Genomic DNA, 25458 nt, shown 5'->3' with positions numbered 1-25458 from the left:
TACCCAGTTACAGAAGGATAGCGTACCGCTCTACTGGCCCCAAAGGGTCGTTGATTCAGGGTTTGGCGTCGAACGAGCGCAACTTCTCGTCACAAAAACCGGTGAATATATCTCCTATTTCTGACGCTCGTGATGTTGTCTGATTACTCTCATATTTTCTGCGTTACTATCCAAAATTCTTTATTTTGTGACTTATACGTTCCCGCATGGGTGCCCTCCGATCCATCCAAACAGCAGGTAGTACAGTTAGACGCAACCCGATTCTCTTCGTTGTTGCTGCCGCCCTCAGTCTCTTCCAACTCCCCGGCCTCATAGCACAATCTATTAGCCCCCTCCTTGGGAGTTTTATCTCGCTTGGATTCAGTGGCCTACTGATTTTCGTCATGCCGTTTTTCATCGGTGGTATCCTCGGAATGGCGAACGAAGCAATCGACCGTCGGACGTCTCTCCAGACGTTTGTGCACGAAGGGAAAGCCAACTACGTTTCGCTGTTGGTCGTCTACTTTGGACTGTTCGCGATCAACCTCGTGTTCGGAGTCGTCAGCGTCGTCGGCCTTGCCGTCGGCGGTGCGTTCGTGGTGGGAGTGGGTGGGGGGTCCCAAGTCAGCCTGCTTCCGCTCGCAGTTATCGGATTTGTTGGACTCTTGATTCTGCTTGCGTACCTGACGGTCTTGTTTGTCACACAGTTCTTCGGCCACGCAATCGTAATCGACGACGTCGGCGCGGTTAACGGACTCAAACGGAGTGTGACGGTTGTCAAGGACAACTTGGTATCTGTCTTCGGCTATACGATTATCGTCACTATTGGCGGTGCTGTTGTTGGTGTCCTCGGTGGCTTGTTCTCGCTCCTGACGACTCCAACAGTCGCCTCGCAGAGTGCTACTCCGACTTCAGCAGCGATGACTCAACTTCCGAACCTCGGTCTCGCAGGTATTGTTGGACTCACGGTTCTCATGGTCCTGATTAGTGGCCTTCTGGGTGGCTTCTTCGCAGCGTACTCGACTGCATTTTATCGGTCGATTCGACCAGTCGAGCGGTAACTCACGTCGTACCCCTCGACGACGTTCACCCTGTTTCGGAGGTTGTTATCTGAATATGAGCTTCGGTTACAGATTGCTTCGTAATCCACTGTGGTCGAGTTCAGTACATTTCCAAAAATAGACTCTTAGCCAATAATTGTAAACAGTAATTGTAAACAGGATTCGTGTACTGTATATGTATCCGAATATGATCTGTAAACCGGCACTGTCTAGTTAGTAACCTCCTCGACTGGCGTTCGTCCATCGAGCGCTTGATGCGGTCTCTGATAATTGTAGTATTGCGCAAATTGTATGAACCACTCGCGGACGCTTCCGTGACTGCCCACCCACGAATTATGGAAGCGGTCGGTTCGCATTTTGAGGGTGTGAAACCACTTTTCGATGAGGTTTCGCTCGACGTAGTCAAGTCGACCGCTCAATCCTAATCGAGAGAGGGCAGTCTGATATCCGTAGCCATCAACGAGAAACACAGCATCTGAGAGATCGTGTTTCTCCGAGAGTCGATGGAGAAACGCAGCAGTCGGGTCAGTCCCATGTCGTCCAAACAATTCGACGTCAAGAATCAGCTTAGTCTCGGTGTCTATCACGTACTGCATACACAAACACTCTCAAAAAACAGTTTGTGCATTATGTTTATGTATACGGCATCTGTAAACACGAGTTGAAAATGCCATACGAAAACGGGCTCATTACGGCGGCGACATACGTCGAAAAAGGCGGTGTGGGAAAGACAACGACAGCGGCCCACGTCGCAGTCGCTGCGCACACCGACCACAACCTCGATACGCTCCTGATCGACCTTGCGGGAACGCAAAACGACCTCGCAACACAGTTCGGACTCGATGACGAAATTCAGGACCTCGACGCTCCCATTTCTGCAGTGTTTGGATCTGACTGGGATTTCATCCGCAGCAACATTCCTGATGTCGTCGACCGGATGGTATTCGAGACCGACGAGGGTCCGGATCTCATTCCTGCCGACCCCGGACTCGGCGGAGCAGACAACAATCTCGCGAATATCGACGTCGAAGAACGCTACGAGTTCCTTCGAACGTTCATCGAGGAGGATCTCGGTGACCGCTATGACTTCGTGTTGATGGACCTTCCCGGGAAGGAAGACAACATCTCACTCAACGGCCTGTTTGCCGCCGAAAACGTCGTTGCCCCACTGAAGCCCGGTGCCTTCGAAGAAAACCAACTTCGAAAGCTCGAAACGACACTTAGCGAGATCAACGAGGACCTCGCGGTTAACCTTCACCTCGCACTCGTCTTCGCGACGATGGTCGACGGCCGTATCTCGCTCCACGATAATTTTGTCGAGGACCTCGCCGCAGAGCATCCTGAACTCGTCGGCGAACCAATCCCGGCAACCGCTGGCATCGGAAATAGCCAGGACGCAGGCCACACCCTATTTAGCTTCGACGAAGACGAGCGCCTCAATAGTGCCAGCCGAGCACTTGCTTCGTACCGCGAAAACACGACTCGCCTCCTTGATAACATCACCCCCCGATAACTATGTCCGACGACAAACCAAACGCGGAAGAACTTCTCCAGAGTGCAAAGAGTCAGAAACGCCACACGAGTGAACCAACAAAAGAAATGTCTACTGATGACAGTGGAAATGAGCTTGTAGGTGCTGTCGAAGATGCGTACCAAGGACTCGAGAATGATGACCTCAATCAGACGCTCTCGCTCCGGGATGCGAACCTCGCAGCACTCTTTGCAGCACTCGAATCGACCGGCGGCCTCAATTCGGTTGGGAAGCGAGCACTGGAATATCTTGAACGGGACGAGACGACGAACTCGAAGGCAGATGTCCTGAAGGCACTCGTCAGGGTTGGACTCTCAGAGGTTGCAACAGAGGAATTAGAAGCAGGTGCCGAGGGCCGACGGCAGTTTGAGCGGTCGAAAATCGAAGACTACGATTTCTAAGTCCGTTTTCAGTATACATATACAGTATCCGTTTACAGTGATTGTATGCTAATTATGGGGAAGATGTGTATCCAACTCGGGCTCAAGGGACGACTCGGAACACCTCCTCTATGTGGGGCGTGAAACTGAGCAAAGTTTCAATAAGGAAGCCCGCACTGGCTTTGCCGGTTATCAGTCAAGTCGCTCTGCGTCGACGTGAAATGGGGTGACTGGCCAAATCGACCGTAAGCACGCCCACTCACCGACCGAACGCTATATGTCAAGTATAAGTTCAGGTTTAGGCGGGACTACGTGGATTCGAAGCGTTCGTCAGCAACTACTTCCACAACCTCGAACCACATTGTCCACCTTGATGGTGAGTGAGTATAGCCGGATGTAGCTGAGTCAGGGTGCTTCTGAGAGTGCGGTGTCAGACCGCTACTGCTTGTTCGGTCTCCGATGAAGACATGAACTCTCCCATTCGTTATCCCGAACTCGGGGCTGCAGTGTCCGTCTCTGGCGGTAGGTCGCTGGCCTGAGCTGCTTTGCGGTCCTGACAGAGGAGCCGCAGCCCCATTGCCTCGATAGACCGAGCACCCCCAGCGCGCAATCACGTACTCTGTGGATTGGCTATAGTAGCGTTTGCAACTGGTGACACATCAGATCGAACGACAGCGGTCGATTGAGTGTACAATGACTTGCAAACGCTACTATAGTATTCACATGATGGCGGCGTCGTTGGCGAAACGCCAGAAAACGAGGGACCAGAGCCTCACCAACCGGAACGCTACGGCCGCTAGACCGATCCCGAGCGGAAGCATCAGGATGGCACGTCGAGACACGAGATAGGCTGGTGCCGACCGACTAATGTCATCGTTCGAATATCAGAAAGTTCATAACACCTGATATATTATCTGCGGGTGATGTGGGATATGATTCCCAAAATACCCTCCGAGCGACGCCTGATTCGACGGGCGCGCCTTGCTTCGTGCGGATGTACTGTTTCACCGTGTCGCGTTGTCGGGAGTGTTCACGCATGAAACGCGTTCGACTGTTGTCTCTCGTCGTTCTGTGCGCAGTCGCGCTGAATGCTGGTCTCGCCGGCGTTGATGTCGCGTCGGCAGACCAAACGAGCGTTTCAATCTCGGGTGTTCGGACCGCGCCGACGAGTCCGTCACCGGGACAGGATTTCACTGTGACGGCGAACATCTCGAATATGGGCAGTAGCGGGCAGGCCGTTAAACTGACTGACGTGTACGTTCGCGGCCCCGGCGGTACCGACGAGCACGGCCGCGTCGAGAATATCGGCGCTATCGCGCCGGGTAATACGCTCTCTGTTCCCGTCTCGCTTTCCCTCCAAGAGACGGGGAGCCACTATCTCCGGGTTCACGCCGTCGTCAAAACGCGCAACGGCGGCCACCGACACTTCGAGTACCCGGTGTTAGTGACGGTCACGGACCGAGAACCGGTGTTGGTCTCAGTTCAAGCGTCCGAGTCAGCCGCCGAGTCTGAGACCCCGGTCAACGTCACAGTCGCCAACGGCGACGCTAAGCCGATCTCGTCTGTCGAGGTGCGACTCTCGGGGAACGGGTCGGCGACGGACCCCAAGCGCATCACCGGTTCTATCGAACCGGGTGTGGACCGCTCGTTCCGATACAACGTGACGTTCGACGACCCCGGAGCGCAGACGCTCTCTGCGAACGTGACCTACAAGACGAGCGGTGGTGCCATCAAGACGGTTACTGACGAGACGACGTTCGATGTCGTCAACGAGTCGGCCGGCACCGGGAACCGAATCGACGGAAAAATCAGACTCGTGGGCGTCGAAGCGTCCGGTTCGGGTATCGTCACCGTCCAAGGTGACGCCGCGAACGTCGGTGGCTCGAACGTCAAGTCCGTCCTGCTACGAGTCAAGGACACGAAGTCCGTAAGCCCGATGGGTGCCTCTGGCGAGTACTTCGTCGGCGCAGTCAACGACAGTAAGTTCGACACGTTCGAACTAATCGCCCGAACGGAGAGCAACGCCACCGAGATTCCCATCCGCGTCAGATATCTCGTCGATGGCGAACAGAAGACCGAAACCGTACGGATCAACCTCAGTTCGACCCAGGGCCCCTCACGACCGGCTCCGCAGATGGACAGAGAGCCCCCGGAGCGCCCGTCTCAAGTTCGTGACACCTCGTCTTCCGGCGGCTCTCTCAATCTCGGCGGCATCGTCGTTCCCTTACTCGTCGTCGTTGGTCTCGTCGGCGGTGTCTACACTCTCTGGAAACGACGATGAGCGTCATCGAACTCGACGGCGTGGTAAAACGCTACACCAACGGTGACGAGGAAATCGCCGCCTTAGATGACGTCGATTTTACCGTCAACCGCGGAGAGATGGTCGCAATCGTCGGTCCCTCGGGGTCCGGTAAGAGTACGCTGTTGAACGTCATCGGCCTGCTCGACACGCCGACCGAGGGGACCGTCACCCTCGACGGACAGGACGTGACGGACCTCGGAACCGACGGACTCACCGAACATCGCCGCGAGAGCATCGGGTTCGTCTTCCAAGCGTACCACCTCTTGCCCATCTTCACCGCGGTCGAGAACGTCCAAGTCCCCTCGATGTGGGATTCGAGCGTTGACCGGAAAAACCGGGCGAAAGACCTACTCCACCGCGTTGGTCTCGGTGACCGACTCTCTCACAAGCCGAACCAGCTCTCTGGCGGCCAAAAGCAGCGCGTCGCCATCGCTCGCGCCCTCGTCAACGAACCACATATCATCCTCGCGGACGAACCGACGGGGAATCTCGACCAAGATACCGGTGCGACGATTCTCGACGAGTTGACGCGGATCAAAAACGAGGAGAACGTCGCAATCGCGGCGGTCACACACGACACACAACTAACCGACTACGCCGACCGCACGGTCGAACTAGTCGATGGAGTGAGACGGTGATCTGAATGGATGCCAGTCGCAGACTGCCGAGCATCGTTATGGCTTGGCGAAACCTGTGGCGAAACAGGCTTCGGACGATACTGGCGGCTCTCGGCATCGTCATCGGCGTTATCGCTATCGCCGGACTTGGAATCACCGGGTCCGCACTCCGCTACGGCACGGCCCAGCAGTTCAGCGATATTACGGACCAAGCGACGGTCATGCCCGGTGAAGACGCCGAACAGCAGTATCTGACGGAGTCACAGGTGCAATCTATCAGAGGCGTCGCCTCAAATGCGACGGTGATACCCGTCAAGCAAGGCCGAGTTACGGTTTCGTCGCACACCGGAGAGTCGTATGCGAGCGTCGATCAGGTGACGAAACCACGCGAGTTATACAGCGCGCACAAGGGAACGATACCACAGCCGTTTCGGACCGGTGTCCTGATTAACAACGAAACTGCGGCGTATCTGAACGTCACGATTGGCGACCTGATAATTGTCGGCGACCAGTCGTACAAAGTGCGCGCGATTATCTCCGACGGTGGTATCGGATACCGCAATAGTCGCGTCGTTGTCTCGCCGCCCGCACTCTCCAAACAGGGCTATTCATCGGTAATGATTATCGCCGAGGACGGCGACGCCGCCCAGTACCTCGCTAACGCGACGAAAGACCACTTCAACACCGAAGGAGAGGTCGTCCGAACCTCGTCGTACGGGGGACTCAACCAGCGTGTTGGCTCGCTGTTCAGCACGCTGAACTTGGTCCTTCTCGGCATCGGTTCGATATCGCTCGTCGTCGCCGGCGTCAGTATTCTCAACGTCATGCTGATGAGCACCATCGAGCGCCGTAGTGAGATTGGGGTGCTCCGTGCGGTCGGCGTCCGACGCAAAGACATCCTCCGGATGATTCTCGCGGAAGCGACGCTTTTGGGCGTCATCGGCGGAGCAGTCGGTGCCGTCCTGTCTGCAGGAATCGGTGCGCTCCTGTACGATACGCTCTACAGCGACCCGTTACTCGTGTTCCGGTGGGCGAGCGCCCGGTATCTCATAGTCGGGTTCTGCTTCGGCGCGTTCGCAAGCGTCCTCAGCGGTATCTACCCGGCGTGGAAAGCAGCCAACAAGCGACCTGTCGAAGCGATTCGGAGCTAACGTCAGCCCATCCCGGCTGATACTTTCAGCTCTCGTGGGCGAAAACAATCGTCTGAAGCTAATTGTCTCCGATTGCTGCAACGACGGTAGTCGAGATGGAGTAGATGGAACGGTCACTGATAGACGCGCTCTACTGGGGAACAAGGTATCGTTTACACTCTACAATCATTTTGCTGGCAAAGGATTCAGTCACCTCTCCCTATGGATTTACAACTGGGCACTGTCTAGTTTAGAACCTCCCCGACCGCGTTTGTCCGTCAAGCGCTCGATACGGTCTCTGGAAGGTATAGTATTGCGCGAATTGTATGATTGAGATGGTGCTGTGCGACCGAGCGTTTGACTCGAAAGCGGTGTATCAGACGCTCTTGAATCTCGATGTGAACCATCTCATCCCGAAACCACAGTACTGAGCATGAGGTCATCGAGACGATGAACGAAGATGGGCAAATCGGGGTGAACAAGGACACTGAATCAGAGTAAACAGGGACACGGAATCGGAGTAAACAAAGACGCAGAGCTGAATACAAATCGCGGCCGGCACGTACGGGGAAAGTAGCGGAGCTGAAAACGTTGTAAACGAACATACGATTTCTCGACGATAATCACAACATCTATTCTAGAACTATCCAGTTGTCTTCTATGAACCGAGCCGCAATTCTGCTCTGTTTCCTGGTTTTATTTGCTGGCTGTGTCGGACAAGGGTCTCCATCGACCTCTGCTTCGACCCCCACCGCGGCGCCGGAATCGGTCACGACACAGTCGCCGACACCGACTGTGACATCGACGCCAGCGCCGCCGGAAAATCCATTCCAGACTGAACAGATTCGTGTCGGATACGCCGTGGCCGAGGACGCCAAGAATCGGTCGTACGAACAGGCGGTCGTGAGCGCACTCGACTTCTGGAATAATCGGACAGAGGGTTCGTACGATGCGAACTATACGTTTGTCAGCGACCCTGCCCAGGCACAGATTCTGATTCGGTTTGTCGATAATATCACCTACTGCAATGGGTACGATAATTTGACAGTCGGATGTGCACCCGTTCTCACGAAAGCGGACACAGCCACGTCACCGGAGACCGTCACTGTCGAGGACGACTACGCGATGACGAGTACTCAAGAGATCATCATCCACGAACTAGGACACACCCGGGGACTCGACCACGAAAATCGCTCCGAAATCCCGGTCATGAACGCGACGATTGACACGTTGCTCATCCCGGATCAGGACCTCGAAAATCGGTCTTACGGGTGGAATACGACCGACTTCCGAGTCTACTTCGATACGGCTGGCTCAGTTTCCAGCGCAGAGGAATCCGATTACCGCCGGGAGATTCGGGAAGGGTGGCAGTACTGGAGCGCCGAAACTGACCACCTCGAAACACAGACCTCTTTCAAATTTGTTGATAGCAAAGAACAGGCAAACATCGTCGTCAAAGTCGACAGCCGCGAAGGAGTTCGCTGGGAGTGGTGGGCGCTCAACACAGACAGTGATTACAACCTCGAAGTGTACGAAAACGCCACCCTCTACGTCGGCGAACGCAACCCGGATTACATCGACTACAACACCGCCCTCGCTCTGGGGTACCTTCTAATGAACCCGGAGAACGAAACGCAACTCCCGGAGCCATTCGACGGGGATGACGAGTTCGGGAAGACGGAACGCTGGTCAGACTAATCCACTGATTCCGTTATTCTGTACAAGCGGGTCAATTTTTAGATTACTCGCGGAAGCACCGGACCGAACGTCAGGTGTTCACTTAGCCCGAGACACGACCGACGCACCATCGCGTCTCGGTCGCGTGTTGTTCGCAGGCGGCCTCGCCGTCCTTGCGATTCGCAGTCTGATGAATCTCGAAGGCCGTGTCGGATACGCCGAGGCGAAAGGCGTCCCCGAGGCAGACAAACTCGTTACGGCCGCGAGCGAACTTCTGCTCGATGGGAGTCTCGGAATCGGCTTTTGGAAACTCCCCAAACTGGCAGCAGGACAACGGCGAGTGGTATCTACTCCGACCTAATCTTCTCAACTCGACCTCGGAACTACTTCCCGTCTACACTTTAGCCTGCCAAAACCGGAACTACTATGACTATTTAGGTGAGCCTAAACTCATGACGGATACCGACCCGAACCGGGAGGGACCGACACGGAGAGAATATCTCAAGTACGGTGGTGCAGTTGTTGCCGGGGCCTCACTGGCTGGCTGTACGGATGGAAGTGGCTCGACGACGGAGAGACCAACCTCGACGCAGTCGGACGAAGGCACAGAATCGAGTGAATCCGAATCCAGCGATGGGAACGCCGCTTCAGACGGCTCGTACTCGGTCACGATGGAACCAGTCGGAACCGTCGAGTTCGACTCGGTGCCGGAGACGTGGTTCCCATACACCGCCGATTACGCCGACATGGGTGTCGCTCTCGGTGAGGGTGACGGGCTCTCGGCTGTCGGTGTAAAAGCTCGCTTCGGGACGCACCTCTACGAGGAACTGCCCGGTGTCTCCGTCGACAAGAGCAATCTCACCGAGCTCTGGCAGGACGGGACGGGCAAAGAGCTGTTCTATGAACTTGACGCCGACGTCCACGTCATTGACCCGAACTTCATGGTCAACCGCTTGCAGTGGAGCCAAAGTGATGTCGACGAGATTCAAGAGAATGTCGCGCCATTCTTTGGCAACACGGTTTTCTCGCGTTCTTACGACTGGCACGACTACGCCGACTACACGCTCTACGAAGCCTTCGAGAAGGTTGCACAACTGTTCCAGAAGGAGGCGCGTTACGAGGCGTTCAAGGAGTACCACGACAACCTGCTTTCGGACGTACAGGGGCGGCTTCCCAGCGACACGCCCGACATCGCCTTGTTGTACCCCGCTGGGGTGCCACCGGAGTCGTTCTACCCGTACCGTATCGGCGGGGGAACACAGGCGAAACACTGGCAGGACCTGCGTGTCGGGGATGCGCTGGCGAAAAACGACATCACCGACGCGCAAGCCGGTGGCGGAACGATAGACTACGAGATGCTGCTAGACATCGACCCGGACGCCCTTGCAATCAGACTCCAGGGTGAGATTTCACAGGAGTACTTCGAGGAGAACATCGTCTCGCACCTTCGGAACCACGACATCGCGAGCGAACTCAGCGCGGTGAAGAACGACCGCGTCATCTACGGCGGCCTCACCTATCAAGGACCGATTACTCACCTATTCCAACTGGAGCGGGCGGCTCAGGGTCTCTATCCCGATGTGTTCGGTGACGAGCAGTTATTCGACCGCCAGCGGATCGCTGACATCATCGCCGGAGACTCTAATCAGAAGTAGAAATCAACTCCAACACTCACTACGCACGTGTTACTACGTATCTTATTTTACTCTCGATAGCGCTTGAATGTGGACACTTGTAGTTTTATACCGGTAGACGTCACTATACGAATTAGCAACGCAAAATCAGATTCTCCGTTTCGGTACGTTCGTCTTGGGATAACCACGGGAGGGTGTACAGCGTTTGTAGCAGTTCACCCACGCGTGGCTAAGACGTATGCGACCGCGGTGAGACCACCCCACGAGACGACGGCGACGATGCCGATACTAACCAACGGGCCGGCACTCACGAGTCCACCGACGACCCAGACGAGGACTCCAGCCACCGCGAGACCCTGTATCCGACGGCCACTGACCGGTGTCGACCTATTTTGCAAGGTCAGCACCATTCCGTGGCCGCCGAGAACTAACGCACCCAAATAGAGTACGCCTCCGAGAAGACCCCATATCGAGCCCAAGCCGGCAGAGAGACCACCACTATCGATTGCATCTACGCTGGTGAGAGGCCCGTTGCTCGACGTTGTCTTCGACTGAGCCGGCTGTTCCATTGCTACCGGTTCCGCCGTGTCGATTGTGGCTGTAGAGGCGTTATTGCTGTCAATCCCGAGCCTGTTTTCGACGCTCAGTCGAACTTCGAGGGACTGGTTTGGCATCGTGACGTTGAGAACCGGCGAAGATTGTGCCGGTTGAGCGGTACCGTTGACGACGAAGTGGTACCGACCGACGGGTGAGTGATTGCTCGTCGAGTTTGCTCCGGAGAGACGTAATTGGCTCTTGGCGGTTGCTGTTGCTGGCGCCTCGATACGCGTGGTTGGCCGTTCGTATCGCGGTCCCGATGTTGCCGTCCGGAACGGCGTGAAATCGACCCAGCCGCGCTCGGTGACGACTGAGTTCCCATCGCCTGCTGGGAGAATTGAAGAGTGATATGGTCCACTCGCGGTACCCCAGTAATTAGATTCTGCATGGACGGTCCGAATCGGGTCCACGATGATTCGAGCGGTGGTATTCACGTTAATCAAGGGTGCCATATCGACGACCAGTCCGCGATGCTGGCCATAAACGCTGTTGTTGACGATACGGTGATTTTGGACACTCCCTCTGGATTTTTGAATCCCGACTCCAGTTGGCGTGGTGCCGCTCACCTGCCGAATCAAGAGCGAACTCGCTTCCGCAGGCCGCGTCTCACTTTCGCCGTCCGTCCGTAAGACGACTACCGTGTCGTCCCAGAGCTGAGCAACGGTAAGTTCCTCGGTCATCTCGGGGTTCGCCACGAGCTCTTCGAGCGGGATTTTCGCCTGTGCCTGATTGACAATTACGCCGGACGAGCCCTCAGCGACGTAAACACCCGTCCCTAAATAGACGTCAGAGACCGGAACCGGTTCAGTGAACGCGTTCGTGTTGAAGACGATATCGTTCTCTCGGATGGCTGTCTCGACGGCCCCGCGGACGATGACGCCGTAGGAGTTGGCAGCGATGGTGTTGTGTACAACCGAGAGGTTGCTTCGGTGTGTTATCGGACTGGCGACGAGTAGCCCCGAACCGGCGTTGTTCGCTAGTCGGTTCTCGCGGACGTCGACCTGATGGATAAGCAGGTCTGAGCGCACTGTAACACCGTGTCCCGTCCCGTCTCTCACGGTGTTGTTGTGAATCGTTACTTTGCGTGCTGTCGCTCGTGTTTGGACTCCCATCCCCGTCCCCGAGTTGTTGACGACCTCGTTGTGAGCAAGCGTGAGGTTCGACACGGCCGCCCCGGCGAGGGCAAACCCATCGTCGCCGTTGTCTGTGATCTGATTCCCATCGACACTACTTCGTCGCGTCAACCAAGTCTGGATGTTGACTCCGTCGCGTCCGTTGTCGCGAATCGTGTTGTCTGTAAGATGGAATCTGAGTTTAGTGGTCCGTGCATCGATTCCAATTCCGTGGCCGACGTTATCCGTAAGCGTGTTCTTACGGATCGAAATTTCTCCAGCCCGGAAGACTTGTGTACCTGATTGGTGAATCCGGATACCCGTCTGCGCGTCGTGAATACGGTTTCCGTACGCGGCCATCGACGTTTGTGAACGGGCGTCTATCTGGACACCAGCGTCATCAGCTGAGATGTCGTTATTCGAGAGGTCCATCTCGCTTCGTGCCGCGCGGACGGCAATCCCGCTTCCGTCTGTCTCTGAGATTCGGTTGTCGAACAGCCGAAGCCGACGGACGGTATCGGCGGCAACGAATATCCCATTCCCGCCCACTTGGTTAAATGACGACCCACGAACGGTGAGTCGATTCGCACGCGTATTCACCGACGTGCTCCGGTCGATTGGTGACGTGACGTTGCCGACGACGAACGAAGCCCGTACGCCGTCGGATAGCTGTGAGATCGACTCTTTGCGGAGGTCTACTCCGACAGGGTAAATCCCCCGTGTCGATGGGTTGACCGCGTCCTCGTACTCGACGAGGAGCCGACCGTCACTCGGGATTTTGACCGGCCTCGACAGCGAGATTCGCAGGCGTCCATCCGTCGATGAGACATCGGTGACGAGCGAGCCGAAAGACTGCTCGACACTTCCGTTTCGGTTGCGGTCGAGGCCAATCCGTTTGAGACTCGCTGATTCGACGTTTCCGACGGACCCATCCGACAGATACCGCAACTCGATTGTGTCAAATGCCACGCCAACGCCGGCATCGAGGGAGAGCGTGTGCTCTGAACGCAGGTCACGCCCGCTCGGTGACGCCGTCAGCGACACGTCGCCGGTCGTTCCCATCGATGGGGTCGCCCGAATCGCGTGCCCGTCAATCAGCCGAAACGCCGACCGTTCGATGGTAATCGACGGTGTCGCTGCGGTGTCACTGACTGAGAGCCCAGCTGTCGCAAAGTTTCGCAGTGTCGAGTCGACGACTCGAATCGCCCCGTCCGAACTATCCACAGTGATGCCGCTCGTTCCTCCTTCTAACGTCGTATTGCGTACTGTGAGGCGAGATGTGTCCGTTCCGTTGTATCGGATACTTGCCCACCGACGATTGGCCGCGGCTCCGTCAGTCTGTGAAACCGTTACTGGACGGTCGGCCGTGCCATTCGCGTAGAGTGAGCCGTCAACGGACAGCGTGATTCGTTCGGCGAGTTGGACCTCAGTGCCGGGGCGTATCGTCAGCGTGGCACCGGGCGCGACTTGGACATCTTGAACGATTCGATAGGGTCCACCGTCTGGCGTCCACGTCGTATTCGCCGTAATGTCTGACTCGACGAACGTGACGTTCGTACTGGTCTCAGCGGCCGTCACCGGACCGATGAGTGAGATAGACAGTGATGCGACGATGGCGACGATTAGCATCCGTCGAGTCCACTCTTTAGCCACACTAGTCAATCAGATCACACCTCTGGTTAGAGATACCTAATCGTTGAGAAGCTGAAGAGACATATGGCGGGACAAGTTGCTCTAGCGGTGCAGTCTTCTGGGGTGTCACAGAACGGTGGGACCACGTATGCTGGTCGTGCAGTATCCAAAATCGATAAAAAATATCCATACCCGAAATTTGAATTAAATGGGTATATATTCACCGGTTGATACAGGCTCTACATACCGAACGTTCTGCCGCTACGTGGGGTGTTCGACTATTTCGATGCGGCCACTATGTCCAGTACTGTCTCTGGTTTACTCTTCGTTCTCAAATCTGAATCCGTTCGAGCTTCTCTTTCGTTCGAGATTTCCACTAGTGTGAGCCTCCTTTCTCGTCGTTCGAACCACGCCGCCCCGAGTGACGCTGTTCTGCTTCGGTCGTCAGAATCCAGTCGCGGTCCTGTCAGGGCTACCTCGAACAGAAGGGACGAATTATCTCGGTCCTCCGAAACTGTGTTGAGTGGGTTCGAGAAGACCACACTATTAGGTGCTGAAAACCCACTCACCACGGCCTGTCGAGCTGGCGTAGTGCCGATTGGTGTTGAGGAGACTGTCACGCTTCCACTGGAAACTCGTCCGGTGGTCGTAGGCAAGCTTGCCCTCGGTTTGAAAGCCCCCGCAACCAGTAAGCGCGCTGCGGGCCCGCGAACTTGCAGGTGTGACCTTAATCGCGAAAGTGCTTCGCGTGGTGTCCGACACGTTTGCCACTTGAACGCCGTTCTGGGTGTGCGAATTCGGGTAGACCTCGTTGAGGCGTTGGTCATCCGGGAAGTCTGCCTCTCGAACGGCTTCCTCAATAGCATACCTCTCGTTCGCTGCGGAGTGTAGTTTCGTCTGGAGACGCGCGAATTGGCCAGTTTCCTGCTGGCTGACCGACACCTCCGACCGCGAGGCGTACGTCTCTCCGGTCGGAAGCCGGCCGATGACGTGCGCAGCACCGGCGTACTCGAACATATCATCCACGGATGACTCCGGAACGGACGTGTCGCACTCGGGAAGGCGGCCGACGAGTACCCATCCGAATGGGTCGAGTACTGGGTCGTCCCACCCGCCCTCGGCGACGAACGTGTACGTCTCCACGGTGTCGCCACGTGGGTCCGCGACGACGACTTTCACGGGGCGCGCACGCACCATCTCGATGCCAAACGAGTAGTCTTCCCGGACGCTGTTGAGGAGGCCGCGCATGGCGTCAGTCGCGCCGCCTCCTGCGACCGCGACCGGCTTCCCGGCACGGAATGCCTGTGCGAGTTTTGTCCGGCTTGCGGCCGCAGTTGCCAGCACGGCACCCGCGTCCTCAATTGATTCGGTCGTCGACGACGGCTTCGGGAGATCGCTGTTGTCCCCAGCGATGTATACTGCCGCCTCGTCGAGGGCTGGGCCGGTCTCCTGGTCTAGCCCTGTTGCGGGATTCACGTCCGGCCGACGGCTCCCGAGCGCGGAGCAACCAGTAATCCCGGCGAGCCCAGCGGTGCCTGCGACTGCAAGGAAGTGGCGGCGACTTTTGGGGGGCATTATACAGTCGAATGCCAGTACCGGGGCATAAATCTCGTGTTACTTGGTCCTGATACCAATCATCTACTTCTTGTCTAATTACTGTCTTATTCGATACGCAGGGGAACTGAATGCTCATTTCAATTTAATACACGATGGGCGAGATATATGCATCAAAATCATCCTCCGAAGTTGTGTATTCTTACACGAACCGTATCTGATTAGTCACACGGAAGGGTACGGATAAGTTCAACTTGATACCCACTCATCACTGACATTGATCGTTTGTTCGGTCACCCCGCTGGTCTATTGACCTTCGTCGTCAGCGCCGATTGATTCGTTCGGTCCGATAACTCTCGGATTCGAATCCGGATGCGCCCCGGTTTCGGCCCGTCGTTCGAGTCGCTTCGTCCAACTCTTCCCCAGTTCCTCGACGTCGGCCAATTCGCCGGCCAATTCGCGGTCGTCGGACATCCGGTAGCGAACCTTCGTTGCTCGGGCAACCGACCAGTCCGGGTTGGGGCGGTCGACCAGACGAATCGACTCACCGGGTGCGACCGTCCCAGTCTCTAGAACGCGGAGATACCAGCCGGTGTAGCCAGTCTGCTCGACCTGAACGGCGAGGTCTTTGACCCGCCACCGACGAGCCAGTTTCCAACACGGGGACCGGGGTTGGGTGATTTGGACGGTTGCCTCACCGACCTCGTAAATATCACCGATGCACGCCTCACGCTCGGTGAACCCCTCTATAGTGAAGTTTTCACCGAACGCTGCGGGCCCGAGGTCGACTTCCAGTTTTTCTTCCCAGTACGGATAGTGCTCGCCGGGATACACACAGACTGCCTTCTCCGGGCCGCCGTGGTGTCGGAGGTTCGCCTGTCGGTCGCCGTCGAGATTCGTCTCGCCGAGGAATAACTCGCCGTCGACCGGTTGCTTGTAGAAGGCTGTCTCCCAAGGCCTGTCCATCGGGTCGGTAGCACCCTCGGTACCGTACGTCTCGGGCGTCCCGACCTGAATCGAGCGGATGTGTGCGACAGTCATGGATGGGAGTACCGTTGTATCATCTTCTATGCTGATAGGTGTGACTACTGGTTGGTCCTCGGAGTCGAGGTCGTACGGGAATCAAATCTGTCGGAGTTGCCACCGCTTTTCGGTGAACATGTCCACACATTCATGTATCTCCCAACCATCGGTTTATTGGTTCGACTGTTCGTCCGGCTCGTTCTTACTTGTTGATAACGACTATTCGGTGTAGATTCTGGCATTCACGCACACCGTATTGCCAGTGCCCACCACTGATTTTCAGCCGATGATTCGTCCAGCAGAATAGACACAATATCCCAGGATATTCAACAAACAAACATTATTTGTGGATAGACTGTCAAATAAATGTGTGATTTAAGCAAATAATTAAAAATAATTATCAATAGCCAGGTCAATTAACTACTCGAGGTAGAAAGAGATGACTCGCAAGAGCGGAGCGGCTAACAGTGCGCCTGGAATCGGCCGTCGAACTGTCCTCAAAGGTGTCGGAGCTACGGCAGGAGCGTTCACCGTTGGAGTGCCTGCACTCACAGGACAAGTGGCAGCGACTACGCCCACGGAACTCTGTGAAAAGGAGTTGCTTGCGGATCAGACGGTGGATGTAGGGAGTGTCAAGGTATTCAAGAACGGAGACGTCAAGTATACAACAACATCCGGCTGGGTCATCACCCAGATTCACCTCCATGTGGACGAGAATGGTGACCCGATTCCGATCACGGGTGGCGGAAATCCCAAAGTCGGCCAGTTCGAGCATCAGGAGTCGTTCAGTCCGCCAGTGAAATCTGTCACGGTTCCAAGCGGAGAAACGAGATACACTGGAAAGTGTGGGAAGCCAATCGCAGCTCACGCGGTCGTCTTACCCGTCGACGGCTTGGAACTCGTCACGAACGGTGGATTCGAGTCCCCCGCCGTTACCACAGACCAAGAGTGGGATATCTTCGACTCCGGAACCGACGGATTAGGATGGGCTGTTGAATGGTTTGACGGCAGTACGACGTTCGAGGGCCAGACGAGGCCAACTACACCTCACCTCGAACTCCATGGCGGCGTGAATGACTGGGACCCCGCTGATGGTAACCAACACGCCGAACTCGACACAGACTGGGACGGACCCGGTGGAAGTCTGAACAATGAACCGGCGTCGGTCAAAATCTTCCAAGAGTTGGATACATCAGGTTCCCCGTACTGCCAAATCAAATACTCGTGGTCGCCTCGACCAGGTCACGATGACAACAGACTTCAGGTTAAGTGGGATGGAACAGTAGTTAACACTCACTCGGCAGACGGGAGTGAAAACGAAAACACAGTTTGGACTGACGAAGTGCTGGTCGTAGCGTCTCCGAGTGACCTCACGAAACTCGAATTCATCGAGACTGGAGGTTCCGACTCGCTTGGGATGTTCCTCGACGCTGTCAGTGTGCAGTGTATCAGTGGCGACGGTGAGGAGACAGCGTGGGGGAAAGGAACACCCTTCGATGGCGGAAGCTGGGCGATGCACTTCGAGTGCGACTGCTAACAATAACAGTCATCCTCTGATTTTCACGCAATAATCAGTGCCCAGTGGGCGTTTCAGCGCCGCTCGTTACAGCGGGGTTCTCGGTGCGGGGAGTACTAACCGACGACACTACCCAGGGCCTCCACTATACATACTTACGTTGCACGTCGGGACTCACTCTGCTCCGTGTACGCCTGAAATTCAACCCGGCAGTGTCGGAGGATTGGCTGGCTGACCTGTCGACCGAGTTCAAACTGCTGGCGAGTCATCCCACGACGCTGACCTGCTTGGGGCCCTCGAAATTCAGGGACCGGATACGGACGCTATCGTTCGACGCTTCGACGACGCTCCGGAGGTGCGCTCGTATGACGTACTACACACCGACGAGCAAACGGTGTTACTCCGAGCGATGACGCCAGTCTCGGAGGGGCATCGTGCGAACCGGGCGTCTGGAACGCCTCCGGATCTTCCCGCCCGAATGCAAGGTGGGTGGCTACACACCGAGCTGATGGCCTCGAACGAGCAACTATCGCAGTTCACCGACGAGTTAGCGGCCGCTGGCATTCCGTCTCGGGTCCAGTCGTTGACGCAATCACGCGATTCGAATGAGCTACTCACGGACCGCCAACAGGAGTTCATCACCGAGGCAGTCAAACGGGGCCTATGATAACCCCCGAGGCTGTACGCTTACCGAACTCGCAGAGGCGTTCGGTATCAACAAATCAGCCGCGAGCGGGATTCCACACCGCGCAGAAGTCGGCTAATCAAGAATTCGCCGCGGGGCTGGTTCCGAAACCAAGCCGGGACTGAGAACGAGAGTAAACAACTCACGCTGAGTGACTCGATTTGATTCAACTAAATGAGGTTGGCAAGCACTTATCTGGATTCCTGCTAAATGTCATCCAAATGGAGGTACTGGACGCCAATGTCTGAGGGAGAACGCAGTCAATACGCGGGGACCACTGAGGAAATTCAGTACGACCCCTCGTCCAGTCGGTACGACCTCTTCGAGTGTCCCGACTGCGGGAGCGTCGTTCTCGCTCTCGGGCGCGACGATTCGCCGATATCCTGTCACGGTGAACCGATGCAGCGGGTAACCGACTGTACGATGAGTGTCAAGCCACCGGATATCCGACAGGTGCTTCTCCAAGCCTTCGGGCTTCCGAAAGCCGGTCTGGACATCTGTCTGTGTGTCATCGGTGAGGGACCACTCTCGGCAAGCGAGGTTGCAGAAACGCTCGGATACGACCGAAGCACGATGACGCGTTACCTGAACAAACTGGTCGAACTCGGCCTGCTTCGTCGGTCAGAACTGAACCGGGAGGGAGGTGGTGTCGTCAACGTGTATCACTCGGTCGACCTTGAGCGGATGCGTCACAAGACGTTACTCGGGTTCTACATCTGGGCTGGGGAGGCGGCGTCACTCATCGAGGAGGCGAATCTGGCCAAACAGGATTATCTCGAAGAAAACCCTGACCGAAAACTGCCGGACGTGTTCTGGGAGTCGTTTCCGAAAAACCAACAGTAGCCACCCCCGACCGAACTGGCCGAATCGCAGCCCCCTAGCTTACCTCCCACAACTGGTTTCGAGAACACGTACGTCCGTGCAAGTGAGACGAACTACCGACCGAGATACTTTACCACGGATACTGTTACTGTTGAACACATGGCTGATTTTGATGTGATTGTCATCGGTGGTGGAACGGGTAACAACGTCGCCGCGGCGGCTGCTAACGCGGGTCTCGACACTGCTCTGGTAGAACCGGGACCGTTAGGTGGAACGTGTCTGAACCGGGGGTGCAATCCCTCGAAGATGTTGATTCAGGCAGCAAATGCAGCGAATCACGTTCAAGATGCCGAGCGGTTCCACGTGGACGCAACCTTCAACGGAATCGACCACACCGCTGTCGTCAACGAGATGGACGACCTGCTCGGTGGAATCAGCGAGGACATGGAAGCACGGTACCGAGAAATCGAGCAGCTGACACTATTTAAGGAATACACTGAGTTCGTTGACGAGCGGACAATCAAACTCGGGGGCGAAAACGTCACCGCCAAAAAGATAGTCGTCGCGACCGGAAGTCGGCCGGTTGTCCCCCCAATCGACGGTCTCGACGACATCGACTATCTCACGAGCCAGGATGCCCTCTACCTTCGACAACCACCCGAAAGCCTCGTTATTCTCGGTGGGGGCTACATCGCGGTCGAATTAGGCTATTTCTTCCAGTCGGTTGGAACCGAAGTCACAATCGTCGAGATGATGGATTCGCTGGTCCCTCGGGAAGACGACGACATTGCCGCAGCGTTCACAGAAATCGCGTCCGAGCGCCACGATGTCTACACCGGTCACCGTGTGACTGCTGTCGAGGAGCGCAGTGGCCGTTATGCGGTCCACGCCGAAACCGAGGCAGGTTCGGAACTGACCGTCGAAGGAAGCGAGGTACTCGTTGCACTCGGACGTCGACCCAACAGCGACAACTTGGGCATCGACGCGGCGGGTATCGAGACCGACGACCGGGGATTCGTCCAGACGAACGAGTATCTAGAGACGAGCGCCGAAAACGTGTGGGCACAGGGTGACGTCGCTGGCAACGCCTTGTTCAAACACGCCGGTGACTACGAGACTCGCCACACGGTAGCGAACGTCGTCCACGACGAGCGCAGGGTCATTGACTTCTCGGCGATGCCCCACACGATCTTCACCAACCCGCAGATCGCGGGCGTCGGCGCGACAGGGGAGGACCTCGAGGAAGAAAGAACGGAGTACGTCGTCGGTCGGGCATCATTCGCCGACTCGGCGATGGGACGGGCGAAAAAGCTAGAGGAGGGTTTCATGAAGGTCCTTGCCGCTCCCGATGGGGAGATACTGGGAACTCATGCCATTGGATACGAAGCGTCGGCGCTGCTTCACGAGGCCGTTGTCGCGATGCGACACGACCTTTCTATTGACGACGTTGCTGGCACCATCCATGCGCACCCGACGTTGAGTAAGGTGGTCGAGGCTGCGTTCCGGGACGTGCCGAACTAATCGGCTTCCGTCTATCCCGGAGCACCACCGTGAGCTATTTACTCGCCTGAAATTCCGATGCCCGTTGTTCACCCAGGTCCATTAGCTCCTGTAAGAACGCCGGACTTCTGTCGACCTTCGTAGAGCAATGGTATTCGCGTCCCATCTGGATCCGGTGGGTTTCGATCTTTTTGAAGTCGCTTTTGGAGAGATGCCCTTCGTCGATCCATTCGTTGACGCGCTCGACGGCCCGAAGCTCTTGGTTCAGCGAGATGTTCCCTGATAATTCGTTCCGTCGGTCGGCGATTTCCTCGAGCGAGGTTGGTTCTTCTGCCCGCGTCTGGGGATTGATTTGAATCACCCACAGCTCTTCGGGTTTGCGCTCCACATCGGCGACCACAAGGTCACTGATAGGTGGATTTTGGCTGAATAGCCCGTCCCAGTGGTAGTGGCCGTTTATTTCGACGGCTTCGAAGAGGTTCGGGACGGCTGCGCTGGCAAGTACCGCCTCGGGAGTTACGTCCTCGTTCGTGAACGTCTCGAACTCGCCAGCGTTGATGTTGACCGTCCCCACCACGAGTTCGGGAGTCTCACGGCCACAGAGATCGGGCACCGAATCGAAGTCGATGTGACGGTTGAGGACGCGCTTGATACGATTTTTACCGAGCTGTGACCCCGGTAGCTGGTAGGGGCTAAATTGTGGGAACGGGTAGCCGTTGCTCTCCATGTGGTGCCATCCGACAACCCAGTCGTTGGTGATCCTATCTGGAATGGTGTCCGCGGCGAGGTCCCCCCAGAGTGCGTCGAGAAGTTCGATGGAATGTTCCGCGTCGGCCGTGACGAGGCCGTACCACACTGCGAGTGCGTTGAACGCACCGCCGGACGTTCCGCTGATGCCGACTAGCTCGTACTCGTCGTTCCATTCGCGGAGTAACTCCTGCAGTACGCCTGCGGTGAATGCCGTGTGACTGCCGCCGCCTTGACAGGCAATCGCGACTTTCGTGGAATCGGTCTCACTCATAAGTCGTTGTGCAATTCATTCATAGGTTATCGTATGATTTGTCCATAGATTGTCGTGTGATTTACTCATAGGTCGTCGTGTACCCCCCATCCCAGAGCAAGTCGCCGCCGTTGAGATGCTTGCCGTGGCTGGAGAACCCGAACACGAAGAGGTTTGCAACCTCGGCGGGTGTCATCATCTCCTTGGTGCGGGCCTGTCCGAGCATTACGTCCTCGACGACCTCCCGTTTGGAGATACCTCGCTCCTCGGCCGTGTCTTCGATTTGATTTACCATCAACGGGGTGAGGACGTACCCGACGCTGACTGAAAAGCCTCGAAGCGTCCCCTCGCCCTCGGCAGCGATGGCTCGGGTGAGTCCCTCGAGACCGTGCTTCGCAGTGATGTACGCGGGCTTGTCTTGGGTCGCGTAGTGACCGTGCACCGAAGACATGTTGCCGATGGCACCGGCACCGTCGTCCGTCTCACGGATGTGCGGCATCGCGTGCTTCGCTGTTAGAAACGGTGCGCGCAACATAACGTCCAGAAGGAGGTCGTACTTCTCCATTGGGAACTCCGGAATCGACGCGATGTGTTGCATTCCGGCGATGTTTGCGACGTATCTGAGCTCTCCGTGCTCGGCCGCAGCCTCGACCATCGTCTCGACGTCAGCGTCGTCAGTGAGGTCGGTGGTCACTGGATGGACCGTGCCTGACGCGTCGACGTCAGCAGCGATGTCGATTGTCTCTTCGAGACCCTCCTCGTCGATGTCGGCACCGATAACCGAGATTCCATTCGCGGCCAAGGCAACCGCAGTCGCCTGACCAATACCCGATGCAGCCCCCGTCACGACGGCCGTGGTTTCGGGACCGAAGTGTGGGTCGTCGAGAACAAGCAGGTCGTCGGCGGTTAGTTCTGGCTCGGTGAGATCGAACGCTTCGGAAGACATACGTGTGCAGACCCAACGTAGCCAGAGCGTATAGTGGTATATCGGGTGTGTAACGCAGGGACACAACGACGTCAGTCAACTCGTTGTAGCCAATCTTGTTCGCGTTTGAACACCCCCCTACGCGAGAAGTTCGCTTCCGAGCACGATTACGCCGACAATCGCGAAAACCACCCCGAGCGCCGGTTCCATAAGCTCACTCGGAACGTACTTCCCGACCCGTGTACCGATGGTGCCACCAATAAGGACACCAGGAATCGACCAGGCGACAACATACCACACCGGAGTAGCAGCGAGTGCGTGGACGGCCGCACCAGCGATTGCGGCGATTGCAAGGACAAATACACTCGTCGCAACTGCAACCCGAGGCGGTAGCCGACATCGGACGATTAACTGTGTGGTCGTTACTTCGGGGAGTCCGGCACTGATGAGGCCCGTGATGAACCCACCGGCGGTGGCGAGGCCGACCCCGGGTGGTCGCCAGCAGGTATCGTACGTGAACGTCTCACCGTCGGTCGTCTCGATAACAGTTTCTCCACGGCCGGAGTTCTTTTCTTCGAGAAATGCGCCTTCGCACTCGCCCGGAACGCATTCTTCCGGTGGGTCGTAATACACGAGGAAACCACCTAATACGAGCAGTCCGATTCCGAATACGACCGTGAGCAGCGTCGTGGGAACGAAGTGAGCGGCGAGCGCCCCGCTCACGACCGCGGGCACTGCACCGAGGAGTAGCCACTTCGCAGTGGCGTAGTCGACAACCCGTTGGCGCACGTAATTTAATAGGCCGTTCCCCATTCCGAACACTTCGGTCAACAGTCCAGCCCCAATCGCTTGCGAGGGTGAGAGGCCGACGACCAGCATGAAAAACGGGCTAAAGAATAGCGCCCCCGAGACACCCGATGAAAGTGCAACCATCGAAAAGATGATTGACGCTGGGAATACCCACCAGTGCGCGAGGAACTGCTTCGTTGGGAAGTCAGCTAGTGTGGGAAAGGTCTATAGCACAATGTCGATGGCTTCGAGCCCGGCCGACCCGTTCAAAAACGATACGGCGAATAGCCCGAAAACACCGACGAATCCACTAAGTACGACGGTTTGGTTTTTGGTCATCGTTCTGTATCTCTCTGTCTACGGGTGCGTTGAGTACTATTGTCGCAGTTCAAAATGGCCGATGAGAATCCACCGTCACGAATCATAATTTTCGTTGTAGTCGTCCTTGTTCACCAGATACTACTCGAAGAGTTCTGAGATGGCTTCCTCGTCGGGGACCCACCCGACGAACTCACCACCCTCGAACGGAAGGTCGACAGCGGCAATGTAGTTACACAGCCCGACATAGAAGTCCACGAGAAGACCGAGTGCAACGATCTCCGCCGGTGAGTAGTGTCGAGTGAGCGCAGTATGAATCTGATCAGTCACAGTACCTGACTCGACGGCACGGGCGTATTGGAGCAAGACGAATTCAGCGTCGTCGAATGTGGATAAATCGCCGCCACCGATTGCTTGCATCTCCTCAATCGTGACACCCTTGCCACGAGCGATGTCGACGTGCTGGTGCCACTCGTAGCGAGCGCCACGAGCTTTCGCAACGGTGAGGATAACGAGTTCTTTGCGCCTGTCTCCGAGTTGGTCGTACAGCGTGTTCAGATACTCCAGCGTGGCTTCGAGAACTTCCGGATTGTGCGCCCACGCACGGAAGATGTGGCGGTCGCCGAGGTAGTCGTCACTGAACAGGTGGTGATACTCCTCTGGGATGTCGTCTAATTCGAGTAGCGGAAGTCGTGTCATGTGTCTTGGAATTGTTGTAGTAAGTCCGTGTCTGATTTCGGAACACAGTGGTACCTATCGACACTCTCCTTACGCGAGGATTCCGGCCCCGAGGAACGCGCCGAGGACGACGCCGTAGACGACGTGGACCGTCCCGAACATCGTCATCATGTCGCGGTCGGGTTCCGCCCCGATGACCATCCGCATCCAGAATACCATTCCCCCGACCATGAGGAGGATTCCGTAAGCGAGGCCGAGTCCGACGGCAACGATGGTGGAGCTGAGAGCGAGGCCGAGTCCGACGGCAACGATGGTGGAGCTGAGAGCGAGGCCGACCAACGGAACACCGACAGCAAAGACGGCACCAGCGACGATGCCGTAGGCTATGTGTAACACCATTCCGGGCATCGCGTAATCCTCTGGCTCACCTCCCGCGACCTTCGAAACGAGCCGCGCCGTTGGTGGTGGCCCACCATCGCCCAGTATCATCATCACGATAGTCATAACAATCGTTGCAACAACGCCCCCTGCCAGACCAGCAATCACGGATGCCATAATCTCATTTTATCAGACTCGGGATAGCTATTAAACCGCGACGCGGTCGTTGACTGTAGACGCACACTTGCGTAAGAATATCAACCCCGGCAGGATAAACTGGCAGTCATACGGCTCGAGATACCGAGCAAAGCTGTTCTCCTAACCGAGCGAACGCTACTGAGCCAGTACTGCCTACTGTAGACTCTTCTTGGCTGGTATCCGATTTTCAAGCACGCGATTCGACCGCTGAAAATCCATAATTGTGGATGAGAAACACAATTCTAGTGAGGACGAACGTGCCCACCTAATCTGGAATCATGGACGTAGTTGGTGTGTGTTTGAGAAAATTGATTCATTTTCAGATGAATTTTCGGCCGGCGGAGCCACACCAACCGAACTCCCCCTAACGCAAGGATTTCAGCTAAATATCAATAGACATTGATAGAAAATGCAGTTCCC

General features: G+C 56.3%; 21 protein-coding genes and 2 pseudogenes. 14 read left to right on the top strand and 9 right to left on the bottom strand.

The genetic code is table 11. The features are described from left to right. The first annotated feature begins 206 nt into the window (after positions 1–206). Complete coding sequence (locus HFX_RS18950) at positions 207–1040, top strand: DUF7847 domain-containing protein (RefSeq protein ID WP_014732861.1); 834 nt, start codon at positions 207–209, stop codon at positions 1038–1040. 209 nt (positions 1041–1249) lie between these two features. Here HFX_RS18950 and HFX_RS18945 read toward each other — a convergent pair. Further along, a pseudogene (locus tag HFX_RS18945) lies at positions 1250–1624 on the bottom strand (integrase core domain-containing protein); the annotation flags it as partial. A gap of 83 nt (positions 1625–1707) precedes the next feature. Here HFX_RS18945 and HFX_RS18940 point away from each other — a divergent pair. The 8 genes and pseudogenes from HFX_RS18940 to HFX_RS18905 all read left to right on the top strand — a co-directional run bounded on the left by HFX_RS18940 (position 1708) and on the right by HFX_RS18905 (position 10332). Beyond that, positions 1708–2553, top strand: coding sequence for a ParA family protein (locus HFX_RS18940; protein ID WP_004060648.1), 846 nt, complete (start codon positions 1708–1710; stop codon positions 2551–2553). A gap of 86 nt (positions 2554–2639) precedes the next feature. Continuing rightward, entirely contained in the window at positions 2640–2972 is a 333-nt protein-coding gene (locus HFX_RS18935; protein WP_231512992.1) for a hypothetical protein, read from the top strand. Between the two features lie 1015 nt (positions 2973–3987). After that, on the top strand, positions 3988–5232 hold the full coding sequence (locus HFX_RS18930; protein WP_004060650.1) for a COG1361 family protein: 1245 nt from the start codon (positions 3988–3990) through the stop codon (positions 5230–5232). Next, the gene (locus HFX_RS18925; protein ID WP_004060651.1) at positions 5229–5891 is read left to right on the top strand and encodes an ABC transporter ATP-binding protein; all 663 of its coding nucleotides are present in this window, start codon (positions 5229–5231) and stop codon (positions 5889–5891) included. The genes HFX_RS18930 and HFX_RS18925 overlap by 4 nt, the downstream gene beginning before the upstream one ends. A 38-nt stretch (positions 5892–5929) precedes the next feature. Then, positions 5930–7021, top strand: a complete 1092-nt coding sequence (locus HFX_RS18920) for an ABC transporter permease (RefSeq protein WP_231512995.1) — start codon at positions 5930–5932, stop codon at positions 7019–7021. 774 nt (positions 7022–7795) lie between these two features. Then, positions 7796–8698 (top strand): zinc metalloprotease, encoded by a 903-nt coding sequence (locus HFX_RS18915; protein WP_004060654.1) that lies wholly within the window; start codon positions 7796–7798, stop codon positions 8696–8698. 124 nt (positions 8699–8822) lie between these two features. Then, positions 8823–9005 (top strand): annotated as a pseudogene (locus tag HFX_RS18910) (terminal quinol oxidase subunit); the annotation flags it as partial. 124 nt (positions 9006–9129) lie between these two features. Next, complete coding sequence (locus tag HFX_RS18905) at positions 9130–10332, top strand: ABC transporter substrate-binding protein (protein ID WP_004060656.1); 1203 nt, start codon at positions 9130–9132, stop codon at positions 10330–10332. A gap of 194 nt (positions 10333–10526) precedes the next feature. Here the strand turns inward: HFX_RS18905 and HFX_RS18900 are convergent, their stop codons facing one another. The 3 genes from HFX_RS18900 to HFX_RS18890 form a co-directional block, all read right to left on the bottom strand. After that, positions 10527–13649, bottom strand: a complete 3123-nt coding sequence (locus HFX_RS18900) for a right-handed parallel beta-helix repeat-containing protein (protein WP_004060657.1) — start codon at positions 13647–13649, stop codon at positions 10527–10529. Between the two features lie 549 nt (positions 13650–14198). Beyond that, a complete protein-coding gene (locus HFX_RS18895; protein ID WP_231512996.1) occupies positions 14199–15227 on the bottom strand; it encodes a hypothetical protein in 1029 nt (342 codons plus the stop codon). Between the two features lie 285 nt (positions 15228–15512). Beyond that, a complete protein-coding gene (locus tag HFX_RS18890; RefSeq protein ID WP_004060659.1) occupies positions 15513–16247 on the bottom strand; it encodes an MOSC domain-containing protein in 735 nt (244 codons plus the stop codon). Between the two features lie 421 nt (positions 16248–16668). Between HFX_RS18890 and HFX_RS18885 the strand changes: the two genes are divergently transcribed. The 5 genes from HFX_RS18885 (at position 16669) to HFX_RS18870 (ending at position 20773) form a co-directional block, all read left to right on the top strand. Beyond that, positions 16669–17766: a carbohydrate binding domain-containing protein gene (locus tag HFX_RS18885; RefSeq protein ID WP_004060660.1), complete on the top strand. Its 1098-nt coding sequence runs from the start codon at positions 16669–16671 to the stop codon at positions 17764–17766. A gap of 487 nt (positions 17767–18253) precedes the next feature. Further along, complete coding sequence (locus tag HFX_RS20430) at positions 18254–18412, top strand: hypothetical protein (RefSeq protein WP_014732859.1); 159 nt, start codon at positions 18254–18256, stop codon at positions 18410–18412. Beyond that, the gene (locus tag HFX_RS20670) at positions 18351–18509 is read left to right on the top strand and encodes a helix-turn-helix domain-containing protein (protein WP_231512997.1); all 159 of its coding nucleotides are present in this window, start codon (positions 18351–18353) and stop codon (positions 18507–18509) included. The genes HFX_RS20430 and HFX_RS20670 overlap by 62 nt, the downstream gene beginning before the upstream one ends. A gap of 161 nt (positions 18510–18670) precedes the next feature. Beyond that, positions 18671–19273 (top strand): MarR family transcriptional regulator, encoded by a 603-nt coding sequence (locus HFX_RS18875; protein WP_004060662.1) that lies wholly within the window; start codon positions 18671–18673, stop codon positions 19271–19273. Between the two features lie 138 nt (positions 19274–19411). Then, positions 19412–20773, top strand: a complete 1362-nt coding sequence (locus HFX_RS18870; RefSeq protein ID WP_004060663.1) for a dihydrolipoyl dehydrogenase family protein — start codon at positions 19412–19414, stop codon at positions 20771–20773. A gap of 34 nt (positions 20774–20807) precedes the next feature. Here the strand turns inward: HFX_RS18870 and HFX_RS18865 are convergent, their stop codons facing one another. The 5 genes from HFX_RS18865 to HFX_RS18845 all read right to left on the bottom strand — a co-directional run bounded on the left by HFX_RS18865 (position 20808) and on the right by HFX_RS18845 (position 24954). Then, a complete protein-coding gene (locus HFX_RS18865) occupies positions 20808–21773 on the bottom strand; it encodes a patatin-like phospholipase family protein (RefSeq protein ID WP_004060664.1) in 966 nt (321 codons plus the stop codon). Positions 21774–21834: 61 nt separating this feature from the next. Then, on the bottom strand, positions 21835–22698 hold the full coding sequence (locus tag HFX_RS18860) for an SDR family oxidoreductase (protein ID WP_004060665.1): 864 nt from the start codon (positions 22696–22698) through the stop codon (positions 21835–21837). A gap of 117 nt (positions 22699–22815) precedes the next feature. Beyond that, a complete protein-coding gene (locus HFX_RS18855; RefSeq protein WP_269321970.1) occupies positions 22816–23622 on the bottom strand; it encodes a sulfite exporter TauE/SafE family protein in 807 nt (268 codons plus the stop codon). A 303-nt stretch (positions 23623–23925) separates the two neighbouring features. Further along, complete coding sequence (locus tag HFX_RS18850) at positions 23926–24483, bottom strand: carboxymuconolactone decarboxylase family protein (RefSeq protein WP_004060667.1); 558 nt, start codon at positions 24481–24483, stop codon at positions 23926–23928. A 69-nt stretch (positions 24484–24552) separates the two neighbouring features. After that, on the bottom strand, positions 24553–24954 hold the full coding sequence (locus HFX_RS18845) for a hypothetical protein (RefSeq protein WP_239642378.1): 402 nt from the start codon (positions 24952–24954) through the stop codon (positions 24553–24555). Between the last annotated feature and the right edge of the window lie 504 nt (positions 24955–25458).

Origin of the sequence: Haloferax mediterranei ATCC 33500 (genome assembly GCF_000306765.2) — an archaeon.
Lineage (GTDB): Archaea > Halobacteriota > Halobacteria > Halobacteriales > Haloferacaceae > Haloferax > Haloferax mediterranei.
The sequence above is the reverse complement of the archived record's forward strand: the minus strand, read 5'-3'. Positions and strand labels throughout refer to the sequence as shown.

Bases quoted from the DNA above. Each gene is read 5' to 3' on its own strand.
- HFX_RS18940 (WP_004060648.1), top strand. From the start codon at position 1,708: ATGCCATACGAAAACGGGCTCATTACGGCGGCGACATACGTCGAAAAA.
- HFX_RS18920 (WP_231512995.1), top strand. From the start codon at position 5,930: ATGGCTTGGCGAAACCTGTGGCGAAACAGGCTTCGGACGATACTGGCG.
- HFX_RS18875 (WP_004060662.1), top strand. From the start codon at position 18,671: ATGTCTGAGGGAGAACGCAGTCAATACGCGGGGACCACTGAGGAAATT.
- HFX_RS18930 (WP_004060650.1), top strand. From the start codon at position 3,988: ATGAAACGCGTTCGACTGTTGTCTCTCGTCGTTCTGTGCGCAGTCGCG.
- HFX_RS18895 (WP_231512996.1), bottom strand. From the start codon at position 15,227: ATGCCCCCCAAAAGTCGCCGCCACTTCCTTGCAGTCGCAGGCACCGCT.
- HFX_RS18900 (WP_004060657.1), bottom strand. From the start codon at position 13,649: ATGCTAATCGTCGCCATCGTCGCATCACTGTCTATCTCACTCATCGGT.
- HFX_RS18860 (WP_004060665.1), bottom strand. From the start codon at position 22,698: ATGTCTTCCGAAGCGTTCGATCTCACCGAGCCAGAACTAACCGCCGAC.
- HFX_RS18865 (WP_004060664.1), bottom strand. From the start codon at position 21,773: ATGAGTGAGACCGATTCCACGAAAGTCGCGATTGCCTGTCAAGGCGGC.
- HFX_RS18890 (WP_004060659.1), bottom strand. From the start codon at position 16,247: ATGACTGTCGCACACATCCGCTCGATTCAGGTCGGGACGCCCGAGACG.
- HFX_RS18885 (WP_004060660.1), top strand. From the start codon at position 16,669: ATGACTCGCAAGAGCGGAGCGGCTAACAGTGCGCCTGGAATCGGCCGT.
- HFX_RS18850 (WP_004060667.1), bottom strand. From the start codon at position 24,483: ATGACACGACTTCCGCTACTCGAATTAGACGACATCCCAGAGGAGTAT.
- HFX_RS18845 (WP_239642378.1), bottom strand. From the start codon at position 24,954: ATGATGATACTGGGCGATGGTGGGCCACCACCAACGGCGCGGCTCGTT.
- HFX_RS18925 (WP_004060651.1), top strand. From the start codon at position 5,229: ATGAGCGTCATCGAACTCGACGGCGTGGTAAAACGCTACACCAACGGT.
- HFX_RS18935 (WP_231512992.1), top strand. From the start codon at position 2,640: ATGTCTACTGATGACAGTGGAAATGAGCTTGTAGGTGCTGTCGAAGAT.
- HFX_RS18950 (WP_014732861.1), top strand. From the start codon at position 207: ATGGGTGCCCTCCGATCCATCCAAACAGCAGGTAGTACAGTTAGACGC.
- HFX_RS18870 (WP_004060663.1), top strand. From the start codon at position 19,412: ATGGCTGATTTTGATGTGATTGTCATCGGTGGTGGAACGGGTAACAAC.
- HFX_RS20670 (WP_231512997.1), top strand. From the start codon at position 18,351: ATGAGCTACTCACGGACCGCCAACAGGAGTTCATCACCGAGGCAGTCA.
- HFX_RS20430 (WP_014732859.1), top strand. From the start codon at position 18,254: ATGGCCTCGAACGAGCAACTATCGCAGTTCACCGACGAGTTAGCGGCC.
- HFX_RS18905 (WP_004060656.1), top strand. From the start codon at position 9,130: ATGACGGATACCGACCCGAACCGGGAGGGACCGACACGGAGAGAATAT.